Raw genomic sequence first — 17,422 nt, forward strand, 5'->3', positions numbered from 1 at the left:
TCTGGAGTTTCTAGTTTCTCATGGCCCGACCCACCGCCGGCGCCGCAGCAGCCAAGCGCGAGCAGATCCTCGAGGAGGCGATCCTGCGGTATGAAGACACATCGCTCAGGGCGATCGCCGCCGATGTCGGTATCGATGTCGCCCATGTGCACTGCTCCTTCGGCTCGAAGGAACTGCTCTTCGCCGAGGCTGTCTGCGCAACGAGACGCCCGGAACGTTTCCTTGGCGGTCCGCCGGGCCTGCTGGCCGCCAAGCTCTCGGCCGAGATTCTTGTTCGTCAGGCGATGCATGACAACGACGAGGTCAGGCCGCTCGATATCCTCATGCGCTCGCTGAGCAGCCGTGAAGCCTCCTGGATCCTGCACGACAGCGCTCTGACCGATTTCATCGAGCCAATTTCAAAGATGACCTATCCGTCCTCCGCGCGGCGCGCCGCGATGATCGCCGCCGTGCTCCTGGGGATCGGTGTCCTCAGGGAGGTCCTCACGGTCGAGCCGCTGCTCGATACCGAGGATGGTGAGGTCCAGCAGCTCACCATCCAACTGCTCAAGGTTCTGATCGGCGCCCGTCCCTATGATGTGGCCGCGCGCGCGGCCGAGGGAGACGACCGATGACAGCAGCAGCCTCCACCACAAAGCCTTTGACGGCGGTTGTCGCGGTCGGTGAAGAGAGCGTCGGCAGCGAGGGGTTTCGCGCTATCGACCGCATGAGCGACGTGGTCGTCGCCCAGGTCACGGTCGGCTTTTCCCCGGCCTCCCTCGCGCTCGCCTTTTTCGACTGGTCAATTCATCTGGCGGCGGCCCCGGGCAAGCGCGCTGAGCTCGTCAGCAAGGCGGCGCGCAAGGCAGCCCGCTTCCTCGGCTACCTCGCCGCGGCCAGCTCCCATTCCGATACGCCGCCGTGCATCGAGCCGCTGCCGGGGGATTATCGGTTTGCGGCGGAGGGCTGGAAGAAGCAGCCCTACGCCGCCTTCGCCCAGGCGTTCCTGCTCAATCAGCAATGGTGGCACAACGTGACCCACGAGGTGCCCGGCGTCACACCGCACCACGAGCACGTCGTCTCCTTCGTCACCCGCCAACTGCTCGACCTGTTCTCACCCTCGAACCATCCGCTCACCAATCCTGAGGTTGTCGCCAAGGCGTTCGAAACCTGTGGTGCGAATTTCATCCAGGGCTGGCGCAACTTCGTCGAGGACGCCACCCGCACGGCCACCAACCAGCCGCCGGTTGGAACCGACGGCTTCATTCCCGGCAAGGATGTTGCCGTCACGCCCGGCAAGGTCGTCTACCGCAACCACCTGATCGAGTTGATCCAGTACGCCCCGACGACCGACAAAGTCCGGGCGGAGCCAGTCCTGATCGTCCCGGCCTGGATCATGAAGTACTACATCCTCGATCTCTCGCCGGAGAATTCGCTGGTCCGCTACTTGGTGAAGAATGGCCACACCGTCTTCTGCGTCTCCTGGCGCAATCCGGACGCCGCCGACCGCGACCTCACCATGGACGACTACAGGCGCATGGGCGTCATGGCCGCCCTCGACGCCGTCAACGCCATCGTTCCCAATCGGAAGATCCACGCCACCGGTTACTGCCTCGGCGGGACGTTGCTGACGATCGCCGCCGCCGCCATGGGACGGGCGGGCGACGACCGGCTCGCCTCGGTGACTCTGCTCGCTGCCCAGATCGATTTCACCGAGCCCGGCGAACTCGCGCTTTTCATCGACCACAGCCAGATGCATTTCCTCAACAGCATGATGTGGAACAGGGGCTATCTGTCCGCCGATCAGATGGCCGGGGCCTTCCAGCTCTTGCGCACCAACGACCTCATCTGGTCGCGTCACGTGCGCGAGTATCTGATGGGTGAGCGTGCGCCCATGATCGATCTCATGGCTTGGAACGCGGATTCCACCCGCATGCCCTATCGGATGCATTCCGAATACCTGCGCCGCCTCTATCTCGACAACGAGCTGGTAGCCGGCCGCTTCATGGTCGACGGCCGTCCCGCTGTTCCCCAGAACATCCGTGCGCCCATGTTCGTCGTGGGCACCGAGCACGACCATGTCGCGCCGTGGCGGTCTGTCTATAAGGTCCACCAGCTCGCCGACACCGACGTCACCTTCGTCCTGACGAGCGGCGGCCACAATGCCGGCATCGTCAGCGAGCCCGGCCATCCCCGGCGCCGCTTCCGTGTCGCCACGAAGCGCGTCGCCGACTTCGATCTCGGTCCAGAGGAATGGCTGCTCGCGGCGGAGCGGAAGGACGGCTCCTGGTGGATTGAATGGACGCAGTGGCTCGGCGCCCACTCCTCTCCGGAAACCGTGTCGCCTCCCAGCATGGGCGCTTCAGACGAGGGCTATCCGCCGCTCGAGGACACGCCGGGCAGTTACGTCTTGCGGCGATGAGGGTGTGATGACCCAGGATTTCCTCACCAATCACACCCTCGATGCGCTGCAGCCTGGGGATGCAGCGTCTCCGGTGCGCGCCGCCGAATGCAACGACGTCGACCGGTTCGAGGCGGTATCGGGAGATGTGATGTGAAGCGGGTGCTGGGCTGCCGATTCCCGGCGATCGGAAGTGAGCATCCAATATACGGGCAACTGTGGAAGGATTTGAGATTGACCTATACGGGGGCGCCTTCCAGTGCCGCATAAGAAGTACCCTGCGGAAGAGGAACAAGCCCCACGCTCGGGTCGCCCTCCGGCGCACATCGGTGGTCTCGCATCGCAAAACGACTTACCGCCCGGCCCAAGCATCGGTATCGACCATATGGTGATCGATGGAAGGCCAGTAAGCATACGAGAGCAGGGCGTGATCGAAAAGCCATTTGGCCGCCTTCTGCATTTCGAGGCGGATCTGACCGGACGAAGGCCTCCGATACTCGTCGTCGCGCCTCTCTCGGGCATGAGGGCGGAAATCCTCTACGACATGATCCTTGGAATGCTGCCCCGCCACGACGTCTATTGTCTTGCCTGGAAAGACGCTGCAGACGTTTCCGCCCGAGACGGTCCGTTCGGCCTCGAAGACAACATCACCTATGTCGTCGAGATGATCCAGTATCTCGGCGGCGCGACCCATGTGATCGGACTTTGCCAGTCCGCCTTGCCGGCGCTGGCGGCGGCGGCGATCCTCGCGGAGGACCCAGTGCGGCCCGCGACGCTGACGCTGCTGGGCGGCAAGCTCGACACGCGCATCAGCCCGACCCGCACCGATCTTCTGACACGCAGTCTGCCTCTGGCATGGTTCAAGAATTATGTCATCGCTACTGTCCCCGCCTCCCGGCGAGGGCATGGCCGACACGTCTATCCGGGCAGCACCGAGCTGATGATGCTTTCGACCTATTGTTTCCGTCATTGCGCGAGCGGCGGCGAGCTTCTCGCTAAGTTTCTTCACGACGACGGCAGCGATGCCTTGGGCCATCCGTTCTTCAGGCTTTTCTTCTCGATTGACGATGTGTCGGCGGAATTCTTCCTGGATACGGTTGCCCAGGTGTTCCACCAGGCCGCCCTGGCAGAAGGCCGGTTGGCGTGGCGGGGCACGAAGATCGCTCCTGAACGAATCACGAAGACCGCGCTACTGACCATCGAAGGCGGGATGGACGACATTTCGGGACCGGGTCAAACGCAGATCGCCCATGATCTCTGTGCGGGGATACCCTCCGAACGGCGTGGCCATTTGCTCTGCACGCACGCGGGCCATCTCGGGCTGTTCTTCGGCTGCCGCTGGCGAAAGGAGGTTCTTCCGCATATTAGCCGCTTCATTCGGGAGAATGGAAATTGAGTCCATTGGCCACGCACGTGCTGCACGAGATTCCAGACCCGCCGCCACGGAAGGTCGCCCCCGACACGTGTTCCGTTCCGGCGCGACTCGGCAATGTTGAAGGGCTCAAATTATGATGCCGGGGTTCGAGCCGGAGCAAGGGGTGTCGACGGACACTGCGGTGTCCGTCGACAACTCGCATCCCCCGCCGCGACATATCGATTTCCTGCTGGTCGGAGGTGGCGTCGCCAGCGCCGTCGCGGCCGAGACGTTGCGGGCGGAAGGGGCTGCCGGCTCGATTCTGATCCTGTCGCAGGAGGATCTGCCGCCATACCACCGGCCGCCCCTGTCCAAGCGGATGCTACTCGACGACGGCATCGGGCAGCAGATCTTCGTTCACCCCGAAAGCTTCTATCGCCAGAAGGCGATCGATCTGCAACTCAACGCCCGGGTGGCATCCGTCGATCCGGAAAGCCACACGATAACGACCGCAATGGGCGAACGGATCCACTATGGCCAGCTCCTGATCGCCACCGGCGCGACACCGAAGCCTCTTCTCGTCCCAGGCGCAGATCTCGCCGGAATCCATGTCCTGCGGCAGAGAGCCGACGCCGAGATGGTTCGTCGGGCCGCCGCCCAAGCCAGGCGTGCCGTGGTGCTCGGGGGCAGCTTTCTTGGTATGGAAATCGCCATGTCGCTGGTCGAGCTCGGCCTCGATGTCAACATCATCGAATTCGGTGACCGGCTGCTTCCACATCTCGAATCCGCCGACGTCTCCGCCTACTTCCAGCGATATGTCGAAAATCGTGGAGTCTCGGTGCTGCTGAACGACACGGCGGTTGCGCTCCGTGGCCAGGACCGCGTTCAGGAACTCGAGATGAAATCCGGGCAGCGGATGCCCTGCGAGCTCGTGGTCGTCAGCATCGGTGTCGTGCCGGCCACCGCGTTTCTGCATGACAGCAACATCGCCCTTGAGGAGGGACGCGTCGTGGTGGACGCGCTGCTTAGGACGAGCGCGCCGGATGTCTTCGCGGCCGGCGATGTCACCACGTTCTATGACCCGGTCTTCGCACGGCGCCGCCACATCGAACATTGGGACAATGCGGTGAAGCAGGGACGTCTTGCCGCTAGGAACATGGTGGGACGCCGGCTGCCCTATGACGAGGTTTCCTATTTCTTCTGCGAGATCGGCGATATTGGCTTCAACATGCTCGGCTGGCCCACGGAGGCGGAGGAACGGATCGGTCGCGGCGCGATCGAAACCCGATCCTTCGCGCTGTTTTATCTTAAGGGCGACGTGCCGCGTGCGCTGTTCTCGATAGGCAGGCCCGTCGATGAAACCCGGCTCGCCGAAGGCCTGATCCGCCATCGGGTGAATGTACGCGCGATCAAGGACCGGCTCAGTGATCCGGCCTTTCCCCTGGAGCATATTCCTGCGGGGACGGCACTGGTCCTTCAGGGCGGAGGTGCTCTCGGCGCCTTCGAGTGCGGTGTCGTCAAGGCCCTCGAAGAGGAGGAGATTTTCCCGGACATCGTCGCCGGCGTTTCGATCGGCGCGTTCAACGGCGCGATCATCGCCAGCAACCCGCGTCATGCGACGCCGGCGCTTGAAGCATTCTGGGCCGAATTGGCCGTCGCGACCGTGGAGCTGCCATTCGCCTGCGGTGAGCGAGCGGCGGCAGCGTTACAGGTCCTGACATTCGGGGTGCCGCGGTTCTTTCGACCCCGCTGGATGCTGCCGTTCAGCTCGCTCACCGAATTCCCAGTAAACTGGACGAGCTATTACGACACCGCGCCCGTGAAGGAGCTTCTTGCGAAGTACGTGGATTTCACGGCGCTCAAGACGAGCCCGGTACGCTTGCTCATCAGCGCTGTCAATGTCACCACGGCGGAGCTCGAAGTCTTCGACAGCTATGTCGACGATCTCACCCCCGAGCATGTCCTGGCGAGCGGCAGCCTGCCGCCGGGATTCCCCTGGACGGTCGTCGACGGCAATGCCTATTGGGACGGCGGCATTGTCAGCAACTCACCGCTTGATCTTCTCGTCGACCGCTGCGGTCCGGACGGCAAGCGGGTTTTCATCGTCGATCTGTTCTCGGGCAGAAGTCCGCTTCCGACCAACATGATGGAGGTGCTGCTCCGGCGCGACGAGATCGTCTATTCCGAACGGACAAGAAGCGACCTGCGCCATCGCGAAACGATCGGCGCCTATCGCAAGCTCATCGATCATCTTCTCACCCATCTAGATCCGGCGGAAACCGCCAGGATCAAACATTTGCCGGCGTATATTCAACTCATGGGCGACGGAGCTGCGACGACCATCACGCGGTTCAGGCGGCAAGGACAAGACCGAGAGCCTGCTTCTCTCGACTATGATTTTTCATACAAGACCATTCGATCGCATCAAACCGAAGGTTACGCGGTCGCCAGGAAGGTCATTCGCGGTGGCTCACCTTGAGGGAACTCGGACTTGAATACGTCGGGCTTCAACGGCTGATGCAGGGCCTCGACCAAAGCCTTTTCTCGCGCTTCCATCAGAGAGTATACCTTGCGGGGCGGGCTTCCCGTCGCCTTTCGATCAGCCCCTCGCGCCAAAGGCGATCGAGCGCCGGATAGATGGCCCCGAAGCTTGCCTCGGTGAAGTAGCTGAGCGGCCCTTCCGCAGCGCGTTTGCGGATCTCGTAACCTGTCGCCTCTCCAAAGGACAGGATGGCCAAACATAGCGTCTTGACGTGCATGTCATCAAAAGACGGGATATCTCTTGTCATGGCATTGCTCTCCTTTGTGGAATCAGCACCCCGAGCCTACCGGCTCAAGGTGGGCAAGATCGGTTCTGCCTTACGGCAGGGATCGAGGCGCTCGGCACGATGATGGAGGCGGATGTCACGGCGGCCTGCGGGCCGCGCCACGGTCGTGACACGGCGCGGCGGGCGCACCGTTGGGGCCGCACGCGGGGACGGATCGGCTTCCACGGCGGCAAGATCGAGGTCGAGCGCCCGCGGGTTCGTGGCGTGGACGGCCGCGAGGTCACGATTCCGAGCTGGGAAACGGCGGCGCAGGAGGACTGGCTCGGTCGCTGGGCGATGAACCTGATGCTGATCAACGTGTCGACGCGCCGGTTCGCCGCGCTGTCCGGCTGCCCGAGGGTGACGTGCCGGCACCGCCCGGATCGGGGGTTTCGAAGTCGGCGGCCTCGCGGAGGTTCGTCGCGCTGTCGGCGGCGCGGCTGGCCGACTTCATGACTGCCGATCTGTCCGCGCTCGACCTTCTGGTGGTCCAAATCGACGGGCTGCATATCGGCGACGATCTCGTGCTGGTCGCCGCGATCGGTGTCGACGGTGAAGGCAACAAGCATCCGCTGACGCTGGTGGAAGGGGCGACCGAGAACGCCGCAACGGTTCAGGCCCTGCTGGACAACCTGGTCTCGCGCGGGCTCGCACCGACGGTGCCAAGACTGTTCATCGTCGACGGCGCGAAAGCGTTGTCGAAGGCGATCCGCCGCACCTTCGGCTCGGCCGCCGCGATCCAGCGCTGTCAGATCCACAAGGCGCGCAACATCATGGAACGCCTGCCGAAAGAGCATCATGCGGCCACCCGTCGGGTGCTGCGCCAGGCCTGGGAGCTCGATGACGCCGACAAGGCTGAAAAATTGATCCGCAATCTCGCGCGTCGACTCGACCAGCGATGGCCCGGCGTAGCGGCCAGCATCCTCGAAGGCGTCGACGAAATCCTGACTGTCGTCCGATTGAAGCTGCCGAAGGAGCTTCGTCGATCGCTCGCCTGTACCAACATCGCCGAGAATATGATGGGCACCATTCGCCGCGTCACACGCAACGTCAAACGCTGGCGTGATGCCGGCATGGCCTTGCGATGGGTCGCGGCCGGCATGATCGAGGCCAACAAGGGCTTCCGACGATTGAAGGCGCATAAGCAATTGTCGGTTCTGCGTGCGGCCCTTCAAGCTCACCACGATCGCATGACGATCAAGCCCGTTGCCCACGTCACGAGGGCCGCGTAACATTCAGTCCGGCAACGTCGGCCCGACCTAGTGTTCCGTCCCGGACACAGGATTCCCACGGCCTGGCAAATCAGTCATTCTCGGGGACATGCGAGCAAACATATCCTTCAAGGTGAGCGCGGCTGAGCGGGAGCGCCTGCAGCGCCTGGTAGCGGATCGCAACACGCCAGCGAAAGTCGTATGGCGCGCCAAGATCATCCTTGGCTCCGCGGATGGCTTGGGCACGATGGCGATCATGCGCGCCACGGGCAAATCGAAGCCATGTGTATGGCGCTGGCAGGAGCGGTTCGCGGCGGAAGGGGTGGATGGCCTTGTGCGCGACAAGACGCGTCCGCCGGGCCGGGCGCCATTGTCGGCGGCGGTGAAGCGCAAAGTGCTCGCCAAGACCGCGAACGAAACGCCGCCGGACGCCACGCATTGGAGCGTGCGGACGATGGCGAAGGCGGTCGGCATCAGCCGCACGAGCGTCCAGCGCATCTGGGCCGAAGCCGGCCTCAAGCCGCATCTGGTGAAGAGGTTCAAGATCTCCAGCGATCCGGCGTTTGAGGAGAAGGTCACGGATGTGGTGGGGCTCTACATGAAGCCGCCTGATCGCGCTCTGGTGCTGTGTGTGGATGAGAAGAGCCAGATCCAGGCCCTTGACCGCACGCAGCCCGGCCTGCCCTTGAAGAAGGGCCGGGCGGCGACGATGACGCACGACTACAAGCGGCACGGCACGACGACGCTCTATGCCGCGCTCGACGTAAGGACCGGCCTGGTCATCGGCGACTGCAAGCCGCGACACCGTGCGCGGGAGTTCATCGCCTTCCTCAAGTTGATCGACGAGATCGTGGACGACCGTTTCGCCCTGCATCTGGTGGTGGACAACTACGGGCGCACAAGACGGCAGCGGTGAAGGCCTGGCTCGCCAAGCATCCACGCTTCCATCTGCACTTCACGCCGACCAGCGCCTCCTGGCTCAATCTGGTCGAGCGCTTCTTCGCGGAGATCACGAGAAAGCGCATCCGGCGCGGTGCGTTTGCCAGCGTGGCCGCGCTCGAGGCTGCCATCCGCGACTATCTGGCGAGCCACAACGCCAATCCAAAGCCGTTCGTGTGGAGCAAGACGGCGCACACCATCCTGGAAAAGGAACGGCGTGCCTTCAACGCACTCGAAGCCGTCAAAGCTGGGTATCAACCGTCAGAGTCGGAACACTAGGTTGACGTGCTGTGAGATGTATTCTTGCCTTGACGCTGATTTTCATTTCGACAGCGGTCCATGCTGATGCTGTTTCGGAATGCAATGACGGCTCAAATATTGCTCGACAGATTCACGGATGCACCGAAATTATTGATCATACAATGATAACCGAAAACCTGTCCATCGCGTACATCAACCGAGGCATCGCCTATGCGGGACAGAGCCAATCGGCCAAAGCCTTGGCCGACTTCAGCGCGTCCATAGCAGCTGACCGGAACAATGGTATTGCGTATTATGATCGCGGTAACATCTACTTCGATCTACAAAATTTTGAGAAAGCGGTCGCCGACTATTCGAAGGCGATTGAGCTCGAGCCCGACATGACCACTGCATATTTGAACCGTGCGATGGTGAACGAAATTCTTGGAGTTCGCGTTGCGAGTATTTCGGACTATCGGAAAGCCTTGGCCCTCGATCCCTTACTTTCGCCAGCCTCTTCAGGCCTGAAGAGGCTGGGTGCGGCGCCATAAGTTTGCGCCTTCGGCTAAACTGCGCTCTTGATGGAATATTGCGGCACGCCGGCCGTGTGCTTGCTAAGCTAATCTGGCCGACAACGATTATAACGCGAACTTTATTGCAGATAGCGAAGTCTCCCGAGCTATAGACCGACAATCTTTCATGAACGTGAGGGAGTCGCTCTACGGAACCACGACGACAACGCTAGGCGAGAGGCTCGCCACTTTTTGCGATACACTGCCGAGCAACAGAGCGGCGAGACGCCCACGCCCTCGTCTTCCAACGACAAGCATATTCGCCCCCACACTCTGGGATGCATCCAAGATATTTTGAGCGGCGTCTCCCCACAGTTGCTGGGTTTGAACAGTCTTCACGCCTTTAGCCAGCGCTCTTTCCCGTGCACGTATCAAGATCTGCTTGGAATGTTGATCGATAGCGTCGCCGATTAGCTTCTCCATGGCAGGGCTCCGCCTCACCTCGTGCAACGTCTCTTCGGGCAAGTCGCTTGCCACGTACACGATATGCAGGATGCCGCCGGTAGCTTTTGCCAACTCCGCCGCAACATCCACGGCGCGTTCTGCACTTTCGGACCCGTCGGTCGCCACCAAGATCTGTTGCATGTCTTTTCCTCACTGGTGGCCGTCGGATCCTGAGAAGGGGTGAGCGAACCTTTGAAGGCGCGGCACTAGGCGGGGGGAGCCTAGTGCCGCTTATCTTGGGTCTTTGCCTCGGATGTATCCGAAGCCCTGGCTCAGCATCACGGGGGGTTGAAGCTGAGCCACCCAATCGAGCTAGCCGGAGAGGGACACCGGTAGCCAACGACATCAAGACTGAGAGACGGGGACGAGCGCATTGATACGGGTCAACTGTTTTCCCAATACGACCCTCTCCATTCTTAACCGGATGCGCTACGAGATCTGAAAGTTCAAGGCATAGTAAGTTATTCTGACTCGTCGATGAATTGGAAAAACCCGCTCAATAATACCTTTGCATCCGACGACCGTCTAAATGTCTGGCAGGTGGGCACATATCTTGAGCACGAACCAACAGGTTTGTTCGCTCTCGGCGCATGGGCACGCATCAACCAGCAAGTCAATAAAATGAACAATCCAACAACAGATACGTACTATCTCAAAATTGGCGATCGATTGAAATTTACGTCACTCGGCCACACCATCCCATTCGGAGAATATCTGCAATCGACCGATGGCGTTGCAATCTATGACGTGAACAACACTCAAGGTGGCGCCAAGGTTATCGATGGGTCGGGGAGCACAATTTTGGGGACTCGGCGTTGCTCAGGAAATTGACGTTGCTGCCATGTTGGTTTGGCTACGCTACAGGCATCATGAAGTCGACGTCCCAGGTCGGAATTTAGAGGATGCGGACACCGTTGCCTTTGGATCTCAGATAAGTTTCTAAGTGATCGGACACAGACCATTATATCAAGGTTTATCGCGACGAATCCGCTAAGCGTCTGTGATGCGGTGATTGGCCGGCAATGACGACGAGAAGCGAAATACGCACATTCTGACGAACGAAGATTGGCGAGATTGCATTCGGTTTGTTAGGGAACCTCTGAATAGCACGCTCGGCCAGGGGCGGCAGTGACGTTCATCGCGCTTTTTGGGGGCGTTCGAGCAGCTGGCAGATGCCGCTACGGCGCCGTTCGGCCCGCATTCCTCGCTCAAGCAGACGCAAGTCGACTGCGAGCGAGGTAGAGATTGGCGAGCGCGAAGAGCGCGAACACCTGTGCGCCGTTCTTGGCGATGCCGCGGTAGCGCACTTTGCGATAGCCGAACTGGCATTTCAGGACACGGAAGACGTGCTCGACCTTTGCGCGCACCTTGCCGAAGCGGCGGTTCCTCGCGCGCTGGCGCTGCGTGAGATCGCGGCCGGGCTTCGCCTTCTCCTTCACCGCCCAGAGCACACCGGCGTCTTCGGCAGCGCGCTTCTTCTCCTCACTCGCGTAGCCTTTGTCGCCGTAGACCGCGGTGTCGTCCTCGCGGATCAGGTTGGCCATCACCTTCGCATCGTGAACCTTGCCCGTCGTCACGCCGGCCGTGTGCACGAGCCCGCTTTCCGCATCGACGCCGATGTGCGCCTTCATGCCGAAGTACCACTGGTTTCCCTTCTTCGACGATGACATGGCGGGATCGCGCTTCTGCTCCTTGTTCTTCGTCGAGGATGAGGCGGCGATCAGCGTCGCGTCGACGATGGTGCCGCCGCGCAGCAACTCGCCCTTGGCCGCGAGGTGCTCGGCCACGCTCTCGAAGATCGCCTTCGTCAGCTCGTGCCGTTCGAGCAGATGGCGGAAGTTGAGGATCGTCGTCTCGTCGGGGATCGCATCGCGGCCGAGTTCGAGACCGGCGAACGCGCGCATCGATTGGATGTCGTAAAGCGTCTCCTCGGCGCCAGGGTCGGAGAGGTTGTACCACTGCTGCAGGCAGTAGATGCGCAGCATCGTCGGCAGCGGGAACGGGCGGCGCCCGCCCTGCGGGCCAAGCTTGGGATAGTGCGGCTCGATCAGCGCTTCGAGCTGGGCCCACGGCACCACGGCCGACATCTCGGCCAGGAATACATCCCGCTTCGTGCGCTTCTTCTTCGCTGCAAACTCGAGCGATGCAAAGCTCAACTGGTCAGCCATCCGTTGCCCCCTCGAATCAATGACCTCAGTGTGCCATGGTCGAGTGGTTGTTCAGAGGCTCCCTAGATTCTTCTTGCAACGCGGGGCGAAATGAGGATTACATTGAGAATCTAAATTGGAGAGGCGCTTTCCGTCCCGCTGGGGGAGCAATCCATGAATAGCAATAGAAAGAATATTAGACATTCGGAGCAGACAAACCTCTCAATCACTATTTTTGATGCGGAAAGTTGTTCGGAAAAGCAAAAGTTCGCTCGCTTTCGCGACACGCTTGCAAGTAAGGGCATGCCTTGGCGTTTCGAAATGATGCCGGACGCTGATTTTCATGCACGCATTATAAGTGCAGAATTGGGTTCCGACCTGATTTCTCGTGTGCAAATGACGCCCCTTATTGGAACGCGTTCAGGGACAGAAATAGCAAATTCAAATGAGGACGTCTTTTATGTTTGTTACATTTTGCACGGCGCAGCGCAAGTAGAACAGGATGGACGGGACGCGTGCGGAATAAAGCGAAGCTTGATGATTTTTGATGGCTCATCTCCGGTCAAAGTTAAGGAGCGTGCTGAACGCTCCTACGATGTATTCTCGCTCGTGGTCCCAAAGGTTCGTTTCAATGACTTAGAGAACGCTAACTCTCTGTTTCGCAATATTTCTATTCCACCTGAACAATTGGCCAATCCACTGGCGGCGTGTTTGGACGCTCTGGTGATGACGTTGCCAACTACTTCGTCGGAAGAGCTGGCAGCTTTGTATGATGCTTCCATTATTCTTCTGCCGATGGCTGCCGGGCGGAGAAGGAAAGAGCTTATAGAACGAATGGAGCTAATACCTAGCCGCTATGTTCGAGAGTTGTTGAAATTTATCGAACATAATCTCGGTAACGCGGAACTATCTCCGGGTGCAGCAGCTGAACATTTCAACGTGTCCGTAAGATACATTCATAGGCAATTCGCTATCAATGGCACGACATTCGGCACTTACGTGATGGGAAAACGCCTAGAAGGTGTACGTCGCGACCTTGTCTCCAACGCATACGACAACATTCCTATTTCGGCCTTGGCTTTCCGCTGGGGGTTCAGTGATCTTTCAACATTTACCCGAGCTTTCAAGAAGCGATTTGATTGTACCCCGAGAGAATGTAGACGCAGGGGTTAAACGGCCAGCGGAAGTGGCGAACACTGCCGCCACTTCCGCTGGTTTACGTCGGCCACCGTTCAGTAGCCTGCAACCGGATCCCAGAAATCACATTTGTACTCGCTTCTGTACTGCGAGACAGTCGTCGTCGAGAGAGGTATGTCCTGGACGAAGTACTTCGCGCTGTTGCCGGCGCCGAACTTTGGCCAGGGTGAATTCCCCGAGCCATTCGGATTGCCGCTCTTCGCGAAGTTAGTCCACGCGGCAACGAGCTGATCGGATAGTTTCGTTTCCTTGTTATTTAACTCTCGTGGCTGACCCGTCTCCTGGTCGAGATTCACGCCGAGTTGTCCGCCATGCCAGTTGTTGAACAAGAACTGGATGTCAATCGTGTGTGCTGCCAGACCTTTGAAGCCCGGCATCTTCGGGAAGTAGTAAGGGCTGTTCTGATAGGTGAAATCGTAGGCGTAGGTCGGCACCTGCGACGCCAATGTCTGTAGAACGTGGAGATCCTTGCACTTGATCGGATCCGTCGTCGCTCTGTCGTAAGCGGCCATCGGATCGCCGCCATAGTTGGAGAGCGGGTACTGATCTGCAGTTCCGGCCGGAAATGGCGTTCCAAGGAAAGGAGAAAGCGCTCCTTGTGCGATCGCCGCTGCATACTGATCCGCTATCATCGGCGACTGAGGCGGGCCGGAGAAATATTCAGTAATACCTGTAAAGAACGTGCCCTCGTCTTTGGTCGCGCCTCCCATGACGGGCATCTTGTTGAACCTGCCGGCTGCCAAGGCTTGCGCCGGATTGGTCGGGATGATTGTGCCATCGGCAATTGCTAAACTGATGAAAGCACTGTTCGCGTTGGGCGTGCCTTGCAATTGCAGAATGCGCGCCGCTGTGAGATCGCGCAGGCATTTTGCGGCGGCCGCATCAGATCCCTTGCATCCGGCCGCAGTCGCAAAGTTCTTGCCGGTGCTCGACGCGGTGGCTGCTGGAATGGCTGTGTCGAAAAATGCTGGTGAACTCTGCGCGATGGCTCGGTTGAACAGGCCATTGCTCAACGGCGAAAGCAAGTTGAGTCCGGTATCGAGCGCGCCTGCAGATTGGCCGCCCAACGCAACACGGGACGGATCACCACCGAACGCTGAAATGTTGCGCTGAACCCAGCGAAGCACAGCTTGCTGATCGAGGATGCCGTAGTTGCCCCAGAGATGGCCTTCCTTATTTATCGCAGGGTGTGAAAAAAAGCCAAACAGGCCTAGGCGGTAGTTCATCGTCACAACGACGGTCGGGGTACCGTTCGGGCCGCCGGTCGCCAGCTTGCTGCCATCGTAGTCGCTCGACTCGCCATCGAAATTTCCACCGCCATGAATCCAGACGATGACCGGCTTCTTTTTGTTGTTATTCTTGTTGGTAGTGAAGACGTTGAGATAAAGGCAGTCTTCGTTCGCACTCGTCGGACCTGCAAATGCGCCGAGGGTCGTTACCTGCGGACACGTGTTCGCATAGTGCGTGGCGTCGAGTTGGCCTTTCCAGCGTTTGACTGGTTGCGGCGGCTGCCAGCGCAGATTGCCGACGGGCGGAGCGGCATACGGAATGCCCAGGAAGATATTGACGCCATCCTTTGTGTATCCGCGTATCTTTCCATCGGTCGTCTTGACGGTCGGTCCGCTATTGTCGTTGTTGTTTTGGGCAATTGCGGGAGTTATCGCTAGTCCTGCTGCAAGCATTGAACACGCAAGAAGACTTTGGCGCAACGAACTATGTCGAGCGCCGAGATTGAAGATACTTTGCATTATTCCTCTCCATTGCAGATTGTTTGCTTTTCTTTTATTGAGAATAATTCGCTGCTTCTTTCGCAAGGAAGTGACGGAAGCATACTCATGGCGTTATTTCGTTTGTCCTGAGCGAACAGAATTGGCCTGGAGCGCCATAATCCGGATTTTGGACCTGTATCTTTTGCACTCAACTCCGCGCATCTTGCCTATGCCAACGCAGCGTTGATTAACACCCCAAGCATTTCGGATTGAGAAGTGGCGGCTTCTGTCGCCACTTCCAGAGTTCTTGTCGTGCGTAGCTGCTTAGTAGCTGGCGACGGTGTCCCAGAAATCGCATTTATAAACAGATCGGAATTGCGATACCGGCGTCGTTGACAGCGGAACGTCCTGCACGAAATATTTCGCGTTCTGTCCGGCATCGAACTTCGGCCAAGGCGAGTTGCCCGAGCCGTTCGGATTGCCATTCTTTGCGAAGTTGGTCCATGCAGCGACAAGCTGATCGGAGAGCTTTGTTTCTTTCTCATTGAGTTCGCGAGGCTGGCCTGTCTCCTGATCAAGGTTCACGCCGATATTGCCGCCATGCCAGTTATTGAACAGGAACTGGATATCGATGGTATGAGACGCCAGAGCTTTGAAGCCCGGCATCTTCGGGAAATAGTACGGCGCATTGGGATAGGTGAAGTCGTAGGCATACGTCGGGACCAGCGGCGCCAATTTCTGTAACACGTGAACTTCTTTGCACTTCGCAGTATCTGTCACCACGCGTTCGTAGGCGATCATCGGATCGTTGTTGTATGTGGACAGTGGATACTGATCGGCAACACCTGCCGGCATTGCACCACCGGTGCAGAAGGCGCAAGGCGCGCCTTGTGTGACCGCAGCTGCATACTGATCGGCGGTCATCGGTGCCTGCGGTGTTGCGAAGTATTCGCTGATGCCTGTTAGGAATGTCATCTCGTCCTTGGTTGCGCCACCCATGACCGGCATTTTATTGAACCGCCCGGTGGCCCAGGCTTTTTCAGGGGTGATGGGGATGATCGTTCCGTCGACGAACGGCGTGCCCGTCGTGTAAGGGCCATCGGCATTTGGCGTACCCTGTAACTGCAGAATGCGCGCCGCAGAGAGATTGCGCAGACAGTCAGCGGCCTTTGCACCCGAACCGGTTGGGCAAGCGGCAGCCTTGGCAAAATTTTTGCCGCGCGTTAGTGCATCCGCAGCTGTCGGAAGTGTGGAAAAGAAACCAGGCGAGCTTTGGAAGATTGCGCGATTGAAAAGACCATTGCTCAAGGGCGACAAGAAGTTCACACCCGTGTTATAAGCCCCAGCGGATTGGCCGCCCACCGCCACGCGGGTTGGGTCGCCGCCGAAAGCTGAGATGTTGCGCTGGACCCAGCGAAGCACAGCCTGCTGATCGAGGGTGCCGTAGTTGCCCCAGAGATGGCCTTCTTTGTTGATCGCCGGATGGGAAAACGTTCCGAATAAACCCAGTCGATAGTTCAGTGTTACAACAACTGTTGGCGTGCCGTCGGGACCACCAGTCGCGAGCTTGCTTCCGTCATAGTCGTTGGATTCGCCATCGACATTGCCACCACCATGAATCCAGACGATGACAGGTTTCTTTTTGTTGTTATTCTTGTTGGTGGCGAAGACGTTGAGATAAAGGCAGTCCTCGTTCGCGCTGGTCGGACCTGCAAAGGCTCCAAGAGTAGTTACCTGCGGACAAGTATTTGCATAGTGCGTAGCGTCGAGTTGACCTTTCCAGCGCTTGACCGGCTGCGGCGGCATCCATCTCAACTTCCCGACCGGCGGAGCGGCATACGGAATACCTTTGAAGATGTTGACGCCATTTTCGGTGAGGCCGCGCACCTTGCCTTCGGCCGTTTTGACCACTGGACCGTCGCTATTCGCGCCTGCCGACGTAGGCGAGGTAATAACTGCGGTCGAGATCAGCGAACAAACCAGAATTGCACTACGTGTCGATCGTTGTCGTTGGCTCAGGTTAAACGAGCTTTGCATAGTTCGCTCCCTAGTCGTTGTGTGTGTGTTTGCTATTTTCTTTGCTCTCCACTTGGGGAGGCCGTACTAAAGGGCACTTCGAGAGCGACTGCGTTGCAGAAACCGACAGTAATATGCAGTGAGCGACATTAATCTTGATTTTGCGATGCAAAGAGCCGGCTCCGGAAATCTGCACAGTGCGATAATCTCGCCTTCATCATTCCAACTTCTGCATTCCCGAAAGCACAGGACGTCGATCACAAATTTTCAAACGTCCTAATACCTTCAGAAAAACTGGTTGGTCCATTGGCCGGCTGCCTCACGATGCTCGCGCAGACGCTATGCACTGCCCCAGCTGAAGAACTCGCGACTCTTTTTCAGGCGTGCATTTCGTTGCTTCCAATGT

13 protein-coding genes and 2 pseudogenes are annotated in these 17,422 nt (G+C 59.1%); 10 read left to right on the forward strand and 5 right to left on the reverse strand.

Features of this window, described 5'->3' with window-relative positions; genetic code table 11:
• The first annotated feature begins 20 nt into the window (after positions 1-20).
• From RLW55_RS10280 to RLW55_RS10300, 5 genes are all read left to right on the forward strand, one after another.
• On the forward strand, positions 21-614 hold the full coding sequence (locus RLW55_RS10280) for a TetR/AcrR family transcriptional regulator (RefSeq protein ID WP_414463677.1): 594 nt from the start codon (positions 21-23) through the stop codon (positions 612-614).
• Positions 611-2,401, forward strand: coding sequence for a PHA/PHB synthase family protein (locus RLW55_RS10285; protein WP_414463676.1), 1,791 nt, complete (start codon positions 611-613; stop codon positions 2,399-2,401). Before RLW55_RS10280 ends, RLW55_RS10285 begins: the two co-directional genes overlap by 4 nt.
• A gap of 7 nt (positions 2,402-2,408) precedes the next feature.
• Positions 2,409-2,537, forward strand: a complete 129-nt coding sequence (locus RLW55_RS10290; RefSeq protein WP_281380669.1) for a hypothetical protein — start codon at positions 2,409-2,411, stop codon at positions 2,535-2,537.
• Between the two features lie 102 nt (positions 2,538-2,639).
• Positions 2,640-3,776 carry a polyhydroxyalkanoate depolymerase gene (phaZ, locus tag RLW55_RS10295; RefSeq protein ID WP_414463675.1) on the forward strand — a complete coding sequence of 379 codons (1,137 nt, stop codon included), beginning with the start codon at positions 2,640-2,642 and terminating at the stop codon, positions 3,774-3,776.
• 112 nt (positions 3,777-3,888) lie between these two features.
• Positions 3,889-6,213, forward strand: coding sequence for an FAD-dependent oxidoreductase (locus tag RLW55_RS10300; RefSeq protein WP_414463674.1), 2,325 nt, complete (start codon positions 3,889-3,891; stop codon positions 6,211-6,213).
• 76 nt (positions 6,214-6,289) lie between these two features.
• Here RLW55_RS10300 and RLW55_RS10305 read toward each other — a convergent pair whose 3' ends face one another.
• Positions 6,290-6,523 carry a PadR family transcriptional regulator gene (locus RLW55_RS10305; RefSeq protein WP_414463673.1) on the reverse strand — a complete coding sequence of 78 codons (234 nt, stop codon included), beginning with the start codon at positions 6,521-6,523 and terminating at the stop codon, positions 6,290-6,292.
• 3 nt (positions 6,524-6,526) lie between these two features.
• Here RLW55_RS10305 and RLW55_RS10310 point away from each other — a divergent pair.
• From RLW55_RS10310 to RLW55_RS10320, 3 genes and pseudogenes are all read left to right on the forward strand, one after another.
• Positions 6,527-7,773, forward strand: a pseudogene (locus RLW55_RS10310) (IS256 family transposase).
• Positions 7,774-7,861: 88 nt separating this feature from the next.
• Positions 7,862-8,970: pseudogene (locus RLW55_RS10315) on the forward strand (IS630 family transposase).
• A 29-nt stretch (positions 8,971-8,999) separates the two neighbouring features.
• Positions 9,000-9,482, forward strand: a complete 483-nt coding sequence (locus RLW55_RS10320) for a tetratricopeptide repeat protein (protein ID WP_414463672.1) — start codon at positions 9,000-9,002, stop codon at positions 9,480-9,482.
• 168 nt (positions 9,483-9,650) lie between these two features.
• Here RLW55_RS10320 and RLW55_RS10325 read toward each other — a convergent pair whose 3' ends face one another.
• Positions 9,651-10,088: a universal stress protein gene (locus RLW55_RS10325; RefSeq protein ID WP_414463671.1), complete on the reverse strand. Its 438-nt coding sequence runs from the start codon at positions 10,086-10,088 to the stop codon at positions 9,651-9,653.
• A 336-nt stretch (positions 10,089-10,424) separates the two neighbouring features.
• Here RLW55_RS10325 and RLW55_RS10330 point away from each other — a divergent pair, with 336 nt between their 5' ends.
• Positions 10,425-10,778: a hypothetical protein gene (locus tag RLW55_RS10330; protein WP_414463670.1), complete on the forward strand. Its 354-nt coding sequence runs from the start codon at positions 10,425-10,427 to the stop codon at positions 10,776-10,778.
• 377 nt (positions 10,779-11,155) lie between these two features.
• Here RLW55_RS10330 and RLW55_RS10335 read toward each other — a convergent pair whose 3' ends face one another.
• Positions 11,156-12,115, reverse strand: coding sequence for an IS5 family transposase (locus RLW55_RS10335; RefSeq protein WP_414463669.1), 960 nt, complete (start codon positions 12,113-12,115; stop codon positions 11,156-11,158).
• Between the two features lie 153 nt (positions 12,116-12,268).
• Here RLW55_RS10335 and RLW55_RS10340 point away from each other — a divergent pair, with 153 nt between their 5' ends.
• The gene (locus RLW55_RS10340; protein WP_414463668.1) at positions 12,269-13,267 is read left to right on the forward strand and encodes a helix-turn-helix domain-containing protein; all 999 of its coding nucleotides are present in this window, start codon (positions 12,269-12,271) and stop codon (positions 13,265-13,267) included.
• Between the two features lie 59 nt (positions 13,268-13,326).
• Here the strand turns inward: RLW55_RS10340 and RLW55_RS10345 are convergent, their stop codons facing one another.
• Both RLW55_RS10345 and RLW55_RS10350 read right to left on the reverse strand, forming a co-directional pair.
• Complete coding sequence (locus tag RLW55_RS10345; RefSeq protein ID WP_414463667.1) at positions 13,327-15,039, reverse strand: carboxylesterase/lipase family protein; 1,713 nt, start codon at positions 15,037-15,039, stop codon at positions 13,327-13,329.
• A gap of 285 nt (positions 15,040-15,324) precedes the next feature.
• Positions 15,325-16,911, reverse strand: coding sequence for a carboxylesterase/lipase family protein (locus RLW55_RS10350; protein WP_414463666.1), 1,587 nt, complete (start codon positions 16,909-16,911; stop codon positions 15,325-15,327).
• Between the last annotated feature and the right edge of the window lie 511 nt (positions 16,912-17,422).

Origin of the sequence: Hyphomicrobium sp. B1, assembly GCF_049532635.1 — a bacterium.
Lineage (GTDB): Bacteria > Pseudomonadota > Alphaproteobacteria > Rhizobiales > Hyphomicrobiaceae > Hyphomicrobium_B.